Genomic DNA, 15,353 nt, shown 5'->3' on the forward strand with positions numbered 1-15,353 from the left:
CATAATTTAATTTTAAAAAAACATTTAAATAGCAAACATAATTCTAAATATTTGTTTTTCCCCTACTTTTTACTTTACACTAGTAATGTAAGGTAATTATTTTGTAGGAGGTAGGATAGTATGAAAGCAGCAGTATGGTATGGTGTGAAAGACATTCGTGTAGAAGAAAAAGAACTAAGAGAATTACGTGACCATGAAGTAACGGTTCGCGTTGCATGGGCAGGTATTTGTGGTTCAGATTTACATGAGTATGAAGAAGGCCCTGTTTTTGTTCCTGTTGATGCACCAAACGATTTAACTGGTGAAGTCGCTCCAATTACGATGGGACATGAATTTTCAGGTGTAGTAGAAGCAGTCGGAAAACATGTAACGAAGTATAAAGTCGGTGATCGTGTTGTTGTGAATCCTACTTTAACATATGGTAAAAAACATGAAGAATTAGATATTTATGATGGATTTAGTTTTATTGGATTAAGCGGTGATGGTGGATTTGCACATTTTGCAAATGTACCAGAAGCAAATGTATATGCCTTACCTGAGTCATTAACTTTACAAGATGGAGCATTGGTTGAACCAATGGCTGTTGCTGTACAAGCTGTAAAAGAAGCTGATATGCGTTTTGGTGATACAGTCGCAGTGTTTGGGGTAGGTCCAATTGGTTTATTAACAATCATTGCAGCAAAAGCAGCTGGCGCAAGTAAAATTTTAGCTTTTGATTTATCAGATGAACGATTAAATAAAGCAAAAGAATTAGGTGCAACCCATATCTTTAATTCAGGTAAAGTAAAGCCAGCTGAAGCTGTTCGAAAAGAAGTGCCAGATGGTGTTGATGTAACATTTGAAGTAGCAGGTGTAGGACCAACATTCCAATCGGCTATTGAAGTAACAAGAGCGCGTGGTACGATGGTTATTGTATCGATTTTTGCTCGTCCAATTGAATGGAATCCAATGATGTTGACAAATACAGGTGTAAAAGTAACTTCTACAATTGCTTATTCACCAACTTCGTTCCAACAAACAATTGATTTAATGGGAACGGGACAAATTAAACCTCAAGGAATTATTACGTCAAAAATTCATTTAGAAGAAATTGTTGCTTCTGGATTTGAAGCATTAACAAATGATAAAACGCAGGCTAAAATTCTTGTAGAATTAAGTGGAGAATTTTAAAATATTATTTGAGAAGAGAGTGTTTAGGCATATGTCTAAGCGCTCTTTTTTCTATTTTCTATGCTTTTTAAGCAGTTTATTACCTGGGAAATAATGAAAAAATACACTTTAATTTACAAGAATTTTAATAAATTTTTGAAAGAAGGGTGATGGAATATGCATGAGAAGAACCAGAATGCGAAATGGAAGAAAAACAAAAGAACGACATACAAGATGTAGCAGAAAAAGTTGAAAATTACTGTATAACACGCACAAAAAACTCAGAAGAAGAGCTTGAAAAAGTAGTGTTTGATTTAATTACGAAATATAATCATCATAGAGATTAAATGATATATAAATATAAAACTTCAAATAAAAGGATTAATCCATACTAATTGCTTGATTAATCCTTTCTTTTTACATATGTGTGTGAATAGCTTCTTCGACATACTTAGGTAGTTCACTATAAATACGGCGCTCTTTAAATGTGCATTTTTCACCATTAATAAATAGTGTAGGTACACTTTTTACGCCACGCTTAATGGCTTCTGCTGTAACAGCTAAACTAATTTCTGTATTTTCTTCAATCTCTTCTTGTTCCAAATCATATTTAGAAACAAGTAAATCTTTTAATTCGTGCTGTGTTAAGTGTAGCCATTCTTCTTGTGTTTCAAATAAGTCATCAATGATTCTAAGTGATTTTTCAGGCTGATCGTATTGGAGACTAAGATGTACAAGTGTACCTAACAATAGTTCTTCACGCGGCTTATCATAAAAGTATAAAATGACTTTTGCTTTTCCCTCTTGTACTAAAGGTGGCAATAATTTTTTAGCATCTTTATAAAAGATCGCGCTTCCAGGGCAAGACATATTGTAGAAAATTTCAAATGTAACGGGTGCATCTTCTGGACCAATTAAAAAATAAGGTTGTTTCATGAATGTTTTACCTCCTGTCCTTCTTTTAATGCATTTTGTGCGAGTTTTGTAATCGTCATATCATCCATTGGTGGATTGTGTAGTCCAGCACGAACATCACGATAATAACGGTTCAATGGGTTTTGACTTTGTAAACTTTTTGCGCCAACAATACGCATCGCTAAGTCAACAATCTCAATTGCATCGTTTACGACAACATGTTTTGCTAGACCTAAATCTTGTGCAGCCGCATCATGTGTTGTAGGTTGTTCAAAGTGGTCTGCAACGCTATAAAGAATGTGACGAGCTGTTTTTAACTTCACTTCGATTTGACCTAATTTATCTTGTACATGTGGTAATTCACCAATAACAGTTGGTAAGCTGTTCGGTTGATATGTGCGTGCAAAATGTAGTGCATAATCACGTGCAGCCTGTGCAATTCCTAAATAAACAGCAGGAATGTGAAGCGCCCAACCATTGATATTATTACTTCTAGGGCCATCATTCACTTCTACAAGTGCATCTGCTGGAACGATTACATCTTCTAGAATTAAGTCATGACTTGCAGTGCCTCGCATCGCGACCATATCCCATGTTTCTTCAATTGTTAATCCGTCTAATGTACTTGGAATTAAGAAGAAACCAATTGCTTGTTTTTCTTCAATCCATGCAGAAGTTAAAAAGTGTGTGAGTGCATATGAGAGCGTTGTAAAACTTTTTCTTCCTGAAATATGCCAATTTCCATCAATGAACACTGCATTTGTACCAGGACGTCCTCCGCGAGTAGGACTTCCTGTTACGGCTTCACTCGCAATACGATTTACAAGTGCGCGATGTTGTGTAATTTCTTGTGCAAAATGTTGTAGCTGTTCTTCAGACCATTTCTTCTTTTCATAAATTTCACCGACAACACCAAGTTGCCATCCAATCGCAAGAGCTGTTGCACCATCGAAACTAGCTAATGTTTCTTGAAAAGAAATCATTTCTGAAATACCGAATCCATCTCCACCATACTCTTTTGGTAATGTGAGTTTGTTATAACCAATTTTCAGTAGTTCTTGAAAACTTTCGGATGGAAAACTATTTTCACGATCAGCCTCTACACCGCGTGCTTGAATTCCTTCTTTTAATGTGTGTAATTTTTCAATGACTTCTTTTTGTGCATCATTTTTTAAAAACATCGTTAATGAATTCAATTCAATCGCTCCTTTAAATTTATTATTAAAACTATCATACTACAAAATGAAAATTAAAAACATACTTTACAGGTAGGATTAATTATGTTAAATTGTCGTTATATTTTAAAAAAAGCAGTTTTATTTTAAGGTAGGTGATTTGGTGATTAAGTTGAGTGGTATTTATAAAAAGTTCCAACAGCATGAAGTGTTAAAAGGAATTGATTTAGAAGTGAAGAAGGGTGATGTTTTAACAATCATCGGGCCTTCGGGATCAGGGAAGACGACTTTTTTACGCTGTATCAATTTCTTAGAGAAGCCAGATGAAGGAACAATTGAGATTGGTTCCACTTTAAAAGTGAATGCGATAAAACCAAGTAAGAAAGATATTTTAGCGTTACGACAAAAAACAGCGATGGTTTTCCAAAACTACAATCTGTTTCAAAATAAAACAGTACTTGAAAATATAATGGAAGGTTTGACTGTCGTACAGAAAAAGTCGAAACAAGAAGCACGTGAAGTTGCAGAGCGCTTATTACATAAAATTGGTCTTGAAGAAAAGCGAGATGCTTATCCTTCTAGTTTATCTGGAGGGCAGCAACAACGTGTCGGTATTGCGCGAGCTCTAGCACTTAATCCCGAAGTCATCTTATTTGATGAACCTACTTCAGCACTAGATCCTGAAATGGTTGGCGAAGTGCTTCAATTGATGAAACAAATTGCGGCAGAAGGTATTACGATGATTGTTGTGACACATGAGATTGACTTTGCGCATGAAGTATCCAATCATGTGGTATTTATGGATGGTGGTCACATTGTAGAAGAAGGAACACCAGAGGAAGTCATCGTACATCCACAAAAAGCACGAACACAACAATTTTTAAAACGATTACGAAAAAATCCAGAATACATTATTTAATAGAGGAGAATGAACATGAAATTTAAAAAATTAACAGCACTAGTGGCAACGATTGGTATTGCAGGTGGATTACTTGCTGCATGTGGTACATCAGATGAAAAAGCAAAGTCTGCAAATGGCGCGCAAATTGTAAAAGTAGCACTTAGTGATGATGTAAACCCACCATTCCTATATACAGACAAAGAAAACAATCCTGTAGGTTATGATATTGATTATTTAAATGCAGTAGAGAAGAAGTTGGATGGGAAATATGATTTTCAATATCGTTTTGGAGCAGAGGAAAGTAACTTAATCGGATTGAGTACAAAGAAATCAGATTTTGCGATTAACTGGTTTTTTAAAAATCCAGAACGTGAAGCGAAGTTCTTATATGGTAATCCAGAGTATGGCTATTCAATGACAGCATTAATCGTAAGAAAAGATGAAAAAAATATTGAGAAGTTAGAAGATTTAAAAGGAAAAAAACTAGCACCAATGGCTCCAAGTGGTGGCTTACGCACGATTTTAAATAACTATAACGAGCAAAATCCAAAAACAGCAGTTGAGATTGAAACAATCGATCAGCCATCTAATGCGGATAACTTAAAAGGATTAGCAGATGGCAAATATGATGCAGTATTTTTAAATGTTTCAACATTTAAGGCTGTACAAAAAGAATTAAAGTTAGAAGATTTAAAAGTGGGGGGCATTGTATCAAAAGAGCCAGTCTTTATCGTGTATAACAAACAAAATGAAGCAATTCAAAAAGATATTAATGAAGCGACAAAAGAATTAACAGAAGATGGTACATTATCGAAATTAGCTGAGAAATGGTTCGAAGTCGATTTCTTCAAAGATGTTGATTATATCAACCAAAAACAATACCAGTTTAACAAATAATAGAGACATCGTGACGGAAGTGTAGCGCATTTCCGTTTTTTTATTCGTATGATTGGAGGGGAAATCGAATGGGATCACAACAATGGGGAATACTATTTGCTCAAATTATGGAACGATTACCGATTACAATTGCGATGCTTATTGCCGCACTAATACTCGGTTTAATACTTGGAACAATAATCGCGATTATTCAAATTAAGCGTATTCCCTTCTTACATCAATGTATGACACTTTTCATCTCATTTTCAAGATGTACACCACTATTAGTCCAACTATTTTTAGTGTATTTTGGTGTGCCTCAACTATTGTCAGCTTTCGGTATTTATATTAATGACCTTACGCCATTTATTTTTGCAGTAGTCACATTTGCTTTACATATTTCAGCCTATTTAGCCGAAGTGATTCGCTCTGCTTATTTAGCTGTCGGAGAAGCACAATTAGAAGCTTGTTATAGTATCGGTATGACGTATACACAAGCGTTACGTCGCGTTATTTTACCGCAAGCTTTCGTATTGGCACTTCCAAACCTCGGAAATACCATTATTGATTTATTCAAAGATACGTCACTCGCCTTCACAATTGGCGTAGTCGATATTATGGGACAAGCGCGTCTTATTATTGGGAATAATTATGGTTTAGGTATGTTTAAAGTGTACATTATCATTTCCCTTATTTATTGGGGCGTATGTATCATTATTGAAATTATCATCCATCAAATTGAACAGCGCTTTAAAAAAGGGCGCGTGAATGTAGCGAAAACGTAGAGGAGGGAGCATATGACAGTTTTTGATTGGGAGTTTGCCATTGATCACATACCAGAAGTATTAAAGGGTGTACCCATCACTTTATTAATTGCCGTAGTATCGATTGTGATTGGTTCATTCGTCGGTCTGTTTATGGCACTTATACGTGTATACCGTGTGCCTGTTTTAAATCAAATGACATTAGTATTTATCTCGTTCATTCGTGGAACACCATTATTAGTGCAATTATATGTATTTTTCTATGGTATTCCTGCTCTTGTAGAAGCACAGGAATGGCAAGTGAATCCAGATAAAATTTCACCTTTATGGTATGCATTCATCGTCTATTCAATGAACGCTGCTGCCTATACAGCGGAGATTTTTAGAGCTTCTTTAAATTCCATTGCAGCAGGGCAACTAGAAGCGTGTCATAGTGTAGGTATGACAACATGGCAAGGATTAAGACGCGTTGTCTTCCCTCAGATGATGATTATGGCATTACCGAATATGGGGAATATTTTTGTGAATTTAATTAAATCGACTTCGCTAGCCTTCGCGGTAAAAGTAGTTGAGATTATGGCGATTGCGAAAATGTTAGCGAACCAAGGATATAACTTCTTAGAGATGTATCTTGTCGCGGCAGTAGTCTACTGGGTGATTTGCTTATTATTAGAAGTAATTTTCCACTATACAGAAAAACGTCTAAGTATCTTTAAAAGAGCTGTGACAGTTTAAAAAATACTTTTGAAGGTGTTGAAGCCTTCAAAAGTATTTTCTTTTATAATAAAAGAAAAAGGAGGCAGTCATATGAAATCAATTGCAGTTTTTTGCGGTTCACGCTTTGGGAATAACCCATTTTATGAAGTATATGCGAAAGAGGTTGGTACCTATTTAGCAAATGCAGGTATTCAGCTCGTATATGGTGGTGCAAAAGTAGGGATTATGGGAACAATTGCAAATGCCACACTAGCAGCTGGTGGAGAAGTCATTGGGGTCATGCCAAAATCATTAGAAGAAAAAGAAATTTCACATGAAGGATTGACCGAACTTCATATTGTGGAGAGTATGCATGAACGTAAAAAGATGATGATGGATTTAGCAGATGGTTTTATTGTATTTCCAGGTGGGATTGGCACAATGGAAGAATTTTTCGAAGTGTTTACATGGAATACGATTGGTATTTTACATAAGCCATGTGCCTTGTTGAATGTAGCAGGTTATTATGAAGGACTCATTCAAATGCTAAAGCATATGGTAGACGAAGGATTTTTACAACAGCAAACCAATCAAACGCTTATTGTAGAAAAGACAATAGAAGTAATAGTAGAAAAAATGATGGAACAAAGTGCCATATTAAAATAATACAAAAAAGACACATCGTTATGTGAACGTGTGCCTGTCACTGTAGTAAGTAACTATATTTATACCATAACGGTTTGACGACATATAAATAAACCGGAATGGCAATAATTAGATAAAGAAATAGTTTGAAAATCACTTTGAAAAAAATCTTGAAAAAGAGCACAAATAATAAAATCGCAACGATTACCGCGATCATAAATGACATAATGAAGACTCCTTTCTCTTCATCTACTAAGACTACATTGAGCAGTAGAAGTTGCGTCATTTTTACACATAAATTGTGAACAATTTATGTGTGTGGAAATCAAATAATATGAGAAAAGGAGAAATTCCATATGCAATGGCATTCCTCCTTTTCTCTATAACTATACTTTAAATTGACGTACGTGATTTTGTAATTCTTCTGCCATGCGTGATAAATTTGAAGCAGAAGATGAGATTTCTTCCATTGAAGCAAGTTGTTCTTCAGAAGCAGAAGCTACATTTTGGATATTTGCTGCTGAAGCTTGTGCGATATGAGCGATTTCTTCGATTGAAGCATCGACTTCTTCCACACTTGCAGACATTTCTTCTGATATTGCTGAAGCTTCTTGCGTTTGAACTGTTACTTCTTCAATTAATTGACGGATTTTTTCGAAGCCTTCTTTTGCTTCTAATACAACTGCTAAACCTTCTTTTACTTCATCTGTACCTTTTTCCATCACACTTACTGCATGGTCTGTTGAACCTTGGATACGTTGAATTAATTTTGTAATTTGATTGGCTGATTCTTTTGACTGCTCAGCGAGTTTACGAACTTCTTCTGCTACAACTGCAAAACCTTTACCATGTTCGCCTGCACGAGCTGCTTCAATGGCAGCGTTTAATGCAAGTAGGTTCGTTTGGTCTGCAATTGATGTAATTACTTCGATGATCTTGCCAATCTCTTTTGAATGTTCACCTAAATCCTTAATGACTGTTGCAGAATCATCTACAGCTGAACTAATTGAGTTCATTTGTGTATTCACTTTTTGAATCGATTGATTACCGCGTGACGCCTCATGACTTGTTTCAACAGCTAACTCGGATACAGCTGAAGTTGTTTCCGCAACGCGTTGAATACCGATTGCCATTTCGCGCATCGCAAGTGAGCTTTCGTTTGCGCCTTGACCTTGTTCTTCAGCACCATTTGCAACATCTTGAATGGACGCTGTAATTTGCTCTGTCGCACGTTTTGTTTGTTCTGCACTTGCAGTTAATTGTTCAGAAGCAGAAGCTACTTGTTGAGAATTCAAGTTTACCTGTTCAATTAAACGACGTAAGTTACCTTTCATCATATTGAATGAAGTAGCTAATTCCCCAATCTCATCGTTATTTTTGATTTCAATATCTTGCCCGTTTAAGTCGCCTTCTGCAATACGTTTTGAAGCACTTGCGATATATGTAATTGGACGTGCAATTAGTCGACCGATGAATAGCGCAATACCAATGCCTAAAAGAATCGCAATAACACCTAAAATGATTAATTGTGTTGAGATAGTTTTTACTTTTGCCGTAGTTGTTTTATTGTCCATTTGTAACAATTTATTTTGATGGTCCATTAATTTACTTACTTGCTCATCAAATTTAATTGCAATATCACGACCTGTAGTTGCGACAAGTTGTGTATATTCTTTTGTTTTGTTTTCTGCTTTTAATGCAAATGCATCAGCAGTAAAATCACGAAATTCTTTCTCAGTTGTACCTAAGTCTGTTAATAATTTTCTCCCTTCAGGATTTTTAAAGTTGCTTTCTAAATTATTATAAAGTGCTTGGAAGCTATCTTGTGCTTTTTGATTTGTATTTAATTGTTGTTGATCGCCAGTTAAAAGATAGCCACGCATAGATGTTATTTCTTGTTTTACGTTGATTTGTAAATCTTTAACGTCCATTGTTTTTTGAACTTTATCACTTAAAAGTTCCGTGTATTGTTTATTAATGTTATTTAGCCCGTAAAAGCTAAGCGTTGTGATAGCGACAAGGATGGCTAATACTACGATAAAGCCACCGAAAAGCTTCCTATTGATTGTCCACTTCATATGAAGTTCCTCCTAGTAAGTTGTAGTGTCATCGAATAACTTTAAAATTGTTCGTCATCTGTTTGCTATGTATCCTTAAATATCTAAAAAGAAAAATAATTTTTTAATAGAAATTTAAGTAGTTTTAATAAATTCCCTTGATGTAATTTATTAAAGAAAACAAACGAATATTGGTTCACATCGTGTAAATAAAAGCTTGCATAGATAAATCATCTTCTAAACTAAAAGCTGTAGAAGTTATATATAAGTTTAAAATTAATATTTATAAAACTTATATATAACTTTATACCTAAAAATAAAAGTGGGATTCATCCTATTTTTGCAATGCTTTTTCACCTTGAATATCATACAATATACTGTGACGTAAATCTATTTATAGTCACTGGAAAATGAAAAAATTTAAAAAAGTGGGTAGTAAAGTCTTATAGAGAAAAAATATAATATAGTACATCTTTAGTATTAACTTTTTTATTACAGTTGTTAAATAATGAAAAGTGACATAAAAAAGACACCCACCGAAGTGAGTGTCTCTGAAATGTAAAATAGAGAAGCCGCCTTTGCCGTAAGTTGATCATATTGAAAGTTTTAAACCACCACTCCTAAAAGTGGGTGTTCGCAGAGTCGCTCATGTATGTCCTCCTAGCTAAGAGGCTTGCCAGTCCTTACTCAATCTAAAACTCCCTATTACAGCTTAAAGGTTAAAACTTAATACTATTACGAACAATGCAGCTTGTATTAATAATATACGCTAGAATCACGATTCATGCAAACATCTTGTTCGAGTTAAGGTGCTTCTTGAATCGCTTGTTCTGTAAGCTTGATAATATCAATAGTTGTATCTTCTTTCATGACATCTTTTAGCATTGTATTTTTAAAATAGTCTACACTGTTTGGTAATGGAAGATTTAAAATCTTCTTGAGTGCAGTTTGATACATTTTCACAAATTCAATATCTTTATTACCGCGTTTTAATTCCGCGAATGACTCATAGAATTGATCGAGCTTGTCACTGAGTTCGAGTAAACGACCTTCAATGGTCTCGTCCTTACCTTCCTTCATGCGATGTTTAAATGTCGCTTGAAATTCTTCTGGAATTTCTTCTTCTATATAATGTTCCACCATTTTTTCTTCAACTAGTGCAATCATACTTTTTAATTCAGGTGATGAGTGTTTTACTGGTGTTTTAATATCACCAATGAAAATCTCACCATAGTCATGATTGATCGTTTTTTCGTAAAGTGATTTCCAATCAATCGTTGCACCATGCATTTCTTCTAATGTAGCAAAGAACATCGCATATTGAGATACTTTCCAAGAGTGCGCCGCCACGTTATGTTCTTCAAATTTGAAGCGTCCAGGCGCGCGAATAATACGTTCTAAATCATTTAAGCTTGTAAAAAATTTATGAATACCCATTGTGACCTCGCTCCCTTCCTTTCATTTCACTATACCGTATTTTCTCCTAAAAGAATATTGATTTGCAGAAGCTTTACACAAGCTTTAGAAATTGAGAAAATAAAGTGGAATGACAGAAGACAAGAGGAGGGTAGAATTGTCTCGGCAATTCTTCAGTGAATGCTCTATCTAACAATTATTTATATACATGTATTAAGCACTATTTTATCGATTGGTCCATTCTTTGTGCTATTTCCTGTATTAAAAAAGATGGAGAAAACATCAAATATGGATATGTTTCGTGCCTATGCACACGCTTTTCAATCTGGAATCACTGTTGTGAAACATGCAGGTCACGTACTAATCATTTTTGGTTTACTTGCAATGTGGTTAGGTCCTTATAAGTGGGATACACCGTGGATTTTAACAACGATGATTTTATTAGTGGCATCAGTTGTTTATTTAACGCGTGCGTTTAAACCAACGATGCGTATGCTAGACACACCGCAATTTCAAAAAGAAAAGTTTATACGAAATTTACGACGAGGCGCGATAATCTATACTATTTTACTCTGTATTATGCTGTGGTTAATGGTTACAAAGCCAATCTTATGGTAATGAAAAAACTCCGACATTTTAGTATGTCGAAGTTTTTATAATTATCTTGTGTGAATTGCTAAAATCTGTTCTTTTGCTTCTTCAACTGTTGATAAAATGGTTACTTCTTCTGGAAAATGCCCTGATGATGTTAAATCGTTTGGAACAACGATACAAGGAATTTTTGCAGCTACAGCTGATTTTGCACCATTCTCAGAGTCTTCAATCGCAATGCATTGTTCAGGCTCTAAATTAAGTACAAAGAGTGCTTCTTCATAAATTTCTGGATGTGGTTTAACATGAACAACATCATCAGCACATCGAATCGCTTCAAAATAATGGGCAATGCTATGTTTATTAATAAATTCTGCAATAAACTTTAATTGGCTACCTGATGCAATTGCCATACGTACACCCTGTTCGTGAAGTGTGCGAAGTAAATCTGTAATACCATCTTTCACAGGTAAATCAACTAAACGTTCATTTACACGTTTTTCGGCAAAAGGTGATAATTCGTCACGTGTAATATGAGCATCTACATGTGTTGTTAAGTAATCATAAAGTGATGTATCTTGTGTACCAATACATGCTTGAAAAACTTCTAAAGGTACTTCATATTCATATCGTTCTTGAATAAGTTCTTGGTAAACGTCAATCCATAATGCTTCTGTATCGACAATTGTTCCATCAAAATCAAAAATGACTGCTTCCATTTTTAATTCCTCCTTTATAAAAAGTGAAAAAACTTTTCAAATAATACTTTTCGAAATATACTGTTAGAAATAGCATAACATAGAATAGTTTCGAACTGTAAAGGAAAGGGGTGCCATCTAATTGGAAAATAAAAAGAAAATGAAACGCTTATCAATCATGAGTATCGTATGTGTATCAATTGTAATGTGTTGTGAGATCGTATTCCACTTAGAGAAGGCACTGGATTTATCAACAACTAAGTATTTTTCATATTTACAAGTAGCTACATATTTCATTGCAGCAATTCCCTTTACATATGCGCTGTTCTTATATATACAAATAAAAAAGCAACAAAACATGAAATAAAATTTCAGATTGAATGGTTTTGCTTAACAAATAATAAAAAAGACCCTATAAGATCGACCATTGAAAAAGTCATCTTATAGGGATATTTTATTTTAAATCCAAACCATAAATGCTTTGCAAATGTTTTAAAAGACCAAGTTCGTTATTCGTATATTCGGTTACTTCTGTTGCTTGCTCTTGTACCCAGAGAGGCGCATTTTTCATTGCTACAGAGCGACCTGCTTTATGGAATAGTGGTAAATCATTTCCGCCGTCTCCAAAAGCAATTACATCTGCGAAAGATAGGTGATTTTCTTCTAGAATTTTTGCAACACCAGTAGCTTTTGTAATATGGCGACCGCTAATATCAATTAAATCAATTGCGGAAAAAGCCGCAGTAAAAGGTAGGATTTTTTCTAAAATACGTAGTTCACCCAAAAAGTCAGCTAATATATCATGATTTTCTTTAAAGAATAGAATCTTTTCAACATCTTTTGTATCAACATCTTTTGTCCATTCGGGTGATGTATAGCCATGTACGGTTAATTCATGTGCGCGATCACGCATAGGCGAAATTTTCGCGGTTGTACGTCCATCGTGATGGTGAATTTCATGATGGATTTCGTGTACGAGTGATAAATCAACGAGTGTTTCTACAGCTTTTGCTTCAATGGATTCGCGATAGATTTCTTTTCCACCAAAGTGTACGTTCATTCCATTTGAATTAATAATACCGTCAACTTCAAAATCAATTGGAATCGCTAAGCGCATTTCATACATCGTTCTCCCTGTCGCAATACATACTAGAATGCCTTTTTTTCGAAGAGCTTGTAAGTAATCTGAGAGTTCAGGATCTACTTTACGGTCATTGTTCAATGTTGTGCCATCTAAATCAAGTACTATCATTTTAGGTTCCATATTCATCGACTCCTTATTTTTTCGTTTCAATTGATTTTTCAACTTCAGGAACGAGATTTTTAATCAATTGTGTCGCGGTTTTTCCACTTTTTTTATAATTTTCTACGAGTGATACAATTAAATAATTCTTTTTTTCGGCATTGAATGCAAATACGAAGCTATTCTCTATACCTTCTGTACCTTGTTCAAGCTTTAATTCAGCAGTTCCTGTTTTAGCTGCTAATGGTAATTGTAGTGAAGCTAGGTTATGAGCTGTACCATTCGGATCTTTCACTACTTGTAAAAGAGCTGCATTTACTTGGTCGACTGCTTTTTTGGATACTGCTTCAGAAGTTTTAGATTTTTCATTCACTCGAATATGTGGTTGTACAATTTTTCCGTCATTTGCAAAAGCACTGTATGCGACTGCCTGTTGGATAGGTGACATGAGTAGTTGTCCTTGTCCATAAGCTGTATCAGCTAATAAAATATCACTCTTGAATTGTTTATGCGTTGAAATTTGGGCAGGTGTCATAGCAAAAGGTAGATTGAAATCTTGTCCAAAACCAAATTTTTTTAAACCAGCACGTAATCGATCCTCTCCAAGCTCTAGACCTTCTTGAGCAAAGAAAATATTATCGGAATAAATGAGCGCTTTTTTATAATCTACTTTTTGATTCTCTGTAACGCGCGTAATTTTATAATTTCCCCAAGAACCATCTTTTTGCCATTGTAGCCCATCAATTGTACGTACGCGATTAGGTTTTAATGTTCCCGCATCAAATCCAATTGCTGCTGTAATAGCTTTCATTGTTGAGCCAGGCGCATAACGCTGTGTAAATCGATTTGTGAACGGTCTGTTAGGGTCATTCGCATATTGGTCATACGTTCTTTGCGATAAGCCACGTACCATCTGATTCGGGTCAAATGATGGTTTCGACACTAATACCATTAGCGCACCATTTTGTGGTTCTATAATGACAGTAGAACCCGTAGCTTTTTCTAAATCTTCGTATGCACGTTTTTGCATTAAGGCATCTATTGTTAAACGAATTTTTTCACCATTCTTTACCTTACTCTCAAGTAATACCTCTTTTACTTTACCGTCTTTATTAACTAAAGAGATACTTCCTCCATCTATACCGCGAAGTTCCTTATCGTAAGCTCGTTCTAGCCCTGTTTTTCCAATAATTGCGTCAGAAGAAAGAGCTGGATTCTTTTTAATATCTTCTGCTGTAACCGTTCCTGTGTAACCAATTAAATGAGCTGCTGCTGCACCAAGAGGGTAGTAGCGTGTAGTTGTTGCAGCATATTGTAGTCCATCCATTTTCTGAACATGTTCATCGGCTACTATTTTAATAGGAACAAATAAGTCATCTTTTACCCATACTTGTGCCAATTTTTGTTCGATACTGTCTGTTGAAACATCTAAAAAAGTTGCAATCTTTTTGATTCTTTTCGTACGTGTCGAATTATTCCCTAATTCTTTAGGAATGATACCCGCGCGAAAAGCCTTTTTATTTGTGGCTAAATCAAAACCATTCACATCTACTAAATCACCACGTATTGCATCGGTTGTTTGAAATGATATGCGATCAGTTGGCTTCATATTTGGAAAGATTAAAGATGTTTTCCAATCAATCTGATATGTGCCATCTTGTTTGATTAGTTTTGTTGAATATGAAAAAGACGTTGTTTTCCCAATAGTCGTTTCAAATATAGCTTGATAACTCAACTTTTGATCAGATACTTTCATATTTGAAATTTGAATGTTACTTGCACCAATTCCTCCAAAGACATTCGTATATTTCTTCACAAAGTCATCTTTTGTATAACCTTGTTGTTTTAAAGAATCTGTTGTTACCTGTTTTACAAGCTCTGTATATTTCTTCTTTTCGAAGTTTTGAGTCCATTGTGTTGCTGCTTTTTCCTGTGCTTTTTGATCTTTTTGTTGTATGAAAACATAGATGCCGACAACTGCAAGAATTATAATAGCAAGTACACTAATGACCATTATTATTTTTTTGTTCATTTTCCTGCCTCCTTCTATTTATTATGAAGGATTCATGCAAAGTTTGCACAAAGAAAGACTGCCGTTTTTTAACAAATTGTAAAAAAATAAAAAAATTTATCGAAAAATGCGTGATTTTCTCAAAAAATATATTATAATTCTATTTAAGGAAGAAAAATTGTTTAGTTTAAGAGAATTTCTGTTAAGAGTAGATAG

The 15,353-nt window shown here is 34.8% G+C and carries 17 protein-coding genes and 1 other RNA gene; 9 read left to right on the plus strand and 9 right to left on the minus strand.

All coding sequences use genetic code 11. The annotated features are described in order from the left end of the window. Positions 1 to 120 precede the first annotated feature (120 nt). Both MHB75_RS13810 and MHB75_RS13815 read left to right on the plus strand, forming a co-directional pair. Positions 121 to 1,170, plus strand: a complete 1,050-nt coding sequence (locus MHB75_RS13810; protein WP_141273827.1) for a 2,3-butanediol dehydrogenase — start codon at positions 121 to 123, stop codon at positions 1,168 to 1,170. Between the two features lie 182 nt (positions 1,171 to 1,352). Continuing rightward, positions 1,353 to 1,496, plus strand: a complete 144-nt coding sequence (locus tag MHB75_RS13815; protein ID WP_340998326.1) for a hypothetical protein — start codon at positions 1,353 to 1,355, stop codon at positions 1,494 to 1,496. Positions 1,497 to 1,566: 70 nt separating this feature from the next. Here MHB75_RS13815 and MHB75_RS13820 read toward each other — a convergent pair whose 3' ends face one another. Together MHB75_RS13820 and MHB75_RS13825 are read right to left on the minus strand one after the other, a co-directional pair. Then, entirely contained in the window at positions 1,567 to 2,085 is a 519-nt protein-coding gene (locus tag MHB75_RS13820; protein WP_340998328.1) for a thioredoxin domain-containing protein, read from the minus strand. Next, positions 2,082 to 3,245 carry an acyl-CoA dehydrogenase family protein gene (locus MHB75_RS13825; RefSeq protein WP_340998655.1) on the minus strand — a complete coding sequence of 388 codons (1,164 nt, stop codon included), beginning with the start codon at positions 3,243 to 3,245 and terminating at the stop codon, positions 2,082 to 2,084. The genes MHB75_RS13820 and MHB75_RS13825 overlap by 4 nt, the downstream gene beginning before the upstream one ends. Positions 3,246 to 3,402: 157 nt before the next feature. Here MHB75_RS13825 and MHB75_RS13830 point away from each other — a divergent pair, with 157 nt between their 5' ends. The 5 genes from MHB75_RS13830 (at position 3,403) to MHB75_RS13850 (ending at position 7,142) form a co-directional block, all read left to right on the plus strand. Continuing rightward, on the plus strand, positions 3,403 to 4,158 hold the full coding sequence (locus tag MHB75_RS13830; protein ID WP_340998332.1) for an amino acid ABC transporter ATP-binding protein: 756 nt from the start codon (positions 3,403 to 3,405) through the stop codon (positions 4,156 to 4,158). A 15-nt stretch (positions 4,159 to 4,173) separates the two neighbouring features. Next, positions 4,174 to 5,037 (plus strand): transporter substrate-binding domain-containing protein, encoded by an 864-nt coding sequence (locus MHB75_RS13835; protein WP_087680949.1) that lies wholly within the window; start codon positions 4,174 to 4,176, stop codon positions 5,035 to 5,037. 68 nt (positions 5,038 to 5,105) lie between these two features. After that, positions 5,106 to 5,801: an amino acid ABC transporter permease gene (locus tag MHB75_RS13840; protein WP_068456425.1), complete on the plus strand. Its 696-nt coding sequence runs from the start codon at positions 5,106 to 5,108 to the stop codon at positions 5,799 to 5,801. Between the two features lie 12 nt (positions 5,802 to 5,813). Then, positions 5,814 to 6,515: an amino acid ABC transporter permease gene (locus MHB75_RS13845; protein ID WP_141273825.1), complete on the plus strand. Its 702-nt coding sequence runs from the start codon at positions 5,814 to 5,816 to the stop codon at positions 6,513 to 6,515. A gap of 72 nt (positions 6,516 to 6,587) precedes the next feature. Beyond that, the gene (locus MHB75_RS13850; protein ID WP_340998334.1) at positions 6,588 to 7,142 is read left to right on the plus strand and encodes an LOG family protein; all 555 of its coding nucleotides are present in this window, start codon (positions 6,588 to 6,590) and stop codon (positions 7,140 to 7,142) included. Between the two features lie 37 nt (positions 7,143 to 7,179). Here MHB75_RS13850 and MHB75_RS13855 read toward each other — a convergent pair whose 3' ends face one another. The 4 genes from MHB75_RS13855 to MHB75_RS13870 form a co-directional block, all read right to left on the minus strand. Beyond that, positions 7,180 to 7,347 carry a hypothetical protein gene (locus tag MHB75_RS13855; RefSeq protein ID WP_156422380.1) on the minus strand — a complete coding sequence of 56 codons (168 nt, stop codon included), beginning with the start codon at positions 7,345 to 7,347 and terminating at the stop codon, positions 7,180 to 7,182. Positions 7,348 to 7,507: 160 nt separating this feature from the next. Then, positions 7,508 to 9,199: a methyl-accepting chemotaxis protein gene (locus MHB75_RS13860; RefSeq protein WP_340998335.1), complete on the minus strand. Its 1,692-nt coding sequence runs from the start codon at positions 9,197 to 9,199 to the stop codon at positions 7,508 to 7,510. Between the two features lie 544 nt (positions 9,200 to 9,743). Then, positions 9,744 to 9,934: non-coding RNA, 6S RNA (gene ssrS, locus MHB75_RS13865), on the minus strand. Between the two features lie 48 nt (positions 9,935 to 9,982). Next, on the minus strand, positions 9,983 to 10,615 hold the full coding sequence (locus tag MHB75_RS13870) for an HD domain-containing protein (protein ID WP_141273822.1): 633 nt from the start codon (positions 10,613 to 10,615) through the stop codon (positions 9,983 to 9,985). Positions 10,616 to 10,774: 159 nt separating this feature from the next. On the opposite strand from MHB75_RS13870, the gene MHB75_RS13875 reads away from it, so the two are divergent. After that, positions 10,775 to 11,212 carry a hypothetical protein gene (locus MHB75_RS13875; protein WP_340998339.1) on the plus strand — a complete coding sequence of 146 codons (438 nt, stop codon included), beginning with the start codon at positions 10,775 to 10,777 and terminating at the stop codon, positions 11,210 to 11,212. Between the two features lie 41 nt (positions 11,213 to 11,253). On the opposite strand, the gene MHB75_RS13880 is transcribed toward MHB75_RS13875, so the two are convergent. Then, complete coding sequence (locus MHB75_RS13880; RefSeq protein WP_340998342.1) at positions 11,254 to 11,904, minus strand: HAD family hydrolase; 651 nt, start codon at positions 11,902 to 11,904, stop codon at positions 11,254 to 11,256. Positions 11,905 to 12,043: 139 nt separating this feature from the next. Here MHB75_RS13880 and MHB75_RS13885 point away from each other — a divergent pair, with 139 nt between their 5' ends. Further along, positions 12,044 to 12,250, plus strand: a complete 207-nt coding sequence (locus MHB75_RS13885) for a hypothetical protein (RefSeq protein WP_340998344.1) — start codon at positions 12,044 to 12,046, stop codon at positions 12,248 to 12,250. 87 nt (positions 12,251 to 12,337) lie between these two features. On the opposite strand, the gene MHB75_RS13890 is transcribed toward MHB75_RS13885, so the two are convergent. Further along, positions 12,338 to 13,147 (minus strand): HAD family hydrolase, encoded by an 810-nt coding sequence (locus tag MHB75_RS13890; RefSeq protein ID WP_340998345.1) that lies wholly within the window; start codon positions 13,145 to 13,147, stop codon positions 12,338 to 12,340. Between the two features lie 13 nt (positions 13,148 to 13,160). After that, a complete protein-coding gene (gene pbp4, locus MHB75_RS13895; RefSeq protein WP_340998349.1) occupies positions 13,161 to 15,158 on the minus strand; it encodes a penicillin-binding protein PBP4(5) in 1,998 nt (665 codons plus the stop codon). Between the last annotated feature and the right edge of the window lie 195 nt (positions 15,159 to 15,353).

Source organism: Kurthia sp. FSL E2-0154, from assembly GCF_038003625.1.
Lineage (GTDB): Bacteria > Bacillota > Bacilli > Bacillales_A > Planococcaceae > Kurthia > Kurthia gibsonii.

What these genes read in the sequence shown, in the direction of transcription:
- MHB75_RS13880 (WP_340998342.1), bottom strand. Translation starts at nt 11,904, where the DNA reads ATGGAAGCAGTCATTTTTGATTTTGATGGAACAATTGTCGATACAGAA.
- MHB75_RS13835 (WP_087680949.1), top strand. Translation starts at nt 4,174, where the DNA reads ATGAAATTTAAAAAATTAACAGCACTAGTGGCAACGATTGGTATTGCA.
- MHB75_RS13845 (WP_141273825.1), top strand. Translation starts at nt 5,814, where the DNA reads ATGACAGTTTTTGATTGGGAGTTTGCCATTGATCACATACCAGAAGTA.
- MHB75_RS13860 (WP_340998335.1), bottom strand. Translation starts at nt 9,199, where the DNA reads ATGAAGTGGACAATCAATAGGAAGCTTTTCGGTGGCTTTATCGTAGTA.
- MHB75_RS13870 (WP_141273822.1), bottom strand. Translation starts at nt 10,615, where the DNA reads ATGGGTATTCATAAATTTTTTACAAGCTTAAATGATTTAGAACGTATT.
- MHB75_RS13815 (WP_340998326.1), top strand. Translation starts at nt 1,353, where the DNA reads ATGGAAGAAAAACAAAAGAACGACATACAAGATGTAGCAGAAAAAGTT.
- MHB75_RS13820 (WP_340998328.1), bottom strand. Translation starts at nt 2,085, where the DNA reads ATGAAACAACCTTATTTTTTAATTGGTCCAGAAGATGCACCCGTTACA.
- MHB75_RS13855 (WP_156422380.1), bottom strand. Translation starts at nt 7,347, where the DNA reads ATGTCATTTATGATCGCGGTAATCGTTGCGATTTTATTATTTGTGCTC.
- MHB75_RS13825 (WP_340998655.1), bottom strand. Translation starts at nt 3,245, where the DNA reads ATGTTTTTAAAAAATGATGCACAAAAAGAAGTCATTGAAAAATTACAC.
- MHB75_RS13850 (WP_340998334.1), top strand. Translation starts at nt 6,588, where the DNA reads ATGAAATCAATTGCAGTTTTTTGCGGTTCACGCTTTGGGAATAACCCA.
- MHB75_RS13810 (WP_141273827.1), top strand. Translation starts at nt 121, where the DNA reads ATGAAAGCAGCAGTATGGTATGGTGTGAAAGACATTCGTGTAGAAGAA.
- MHB75_RS13885 (WP_340998344.1), top strand. Translation starts at nt 12,044, where the DNA reads ATGAAACGCTTATCAATCATGAGTATCGTATGTGTATCAATTGTAATG.
- MHB75_RS13875 (WP_340998339.1), top strand. Translation starts at nt 10,775, where the DNA reads ATGCTCTATCTAACAATTATTTATATACATGTATTAAGCACTATTTTA.
- MHB75_RS13890 (WP_340998345.1), bottom strand. Translation starts at nt 13,147, where the DNA reads ATGGAACCTAAAATGATAGTACTTGATTTAGATGGCACAACATTGAAC.
- pbp4 (WP_340998349.1), bottom strand. Translation starts at nt 15,158, where the DNA reads ATGAACAAAAAAATAATAATGGTCATTAGTGTACTTGCTATTATAATT.
- MHB75_RS13840 (WP_068456425.1), top strand. Translation starts at nt 5,106, where the DNA reads ATGGGATCACAACAATGGGGAATACTATTTGCTCAAATTATGGAACGA.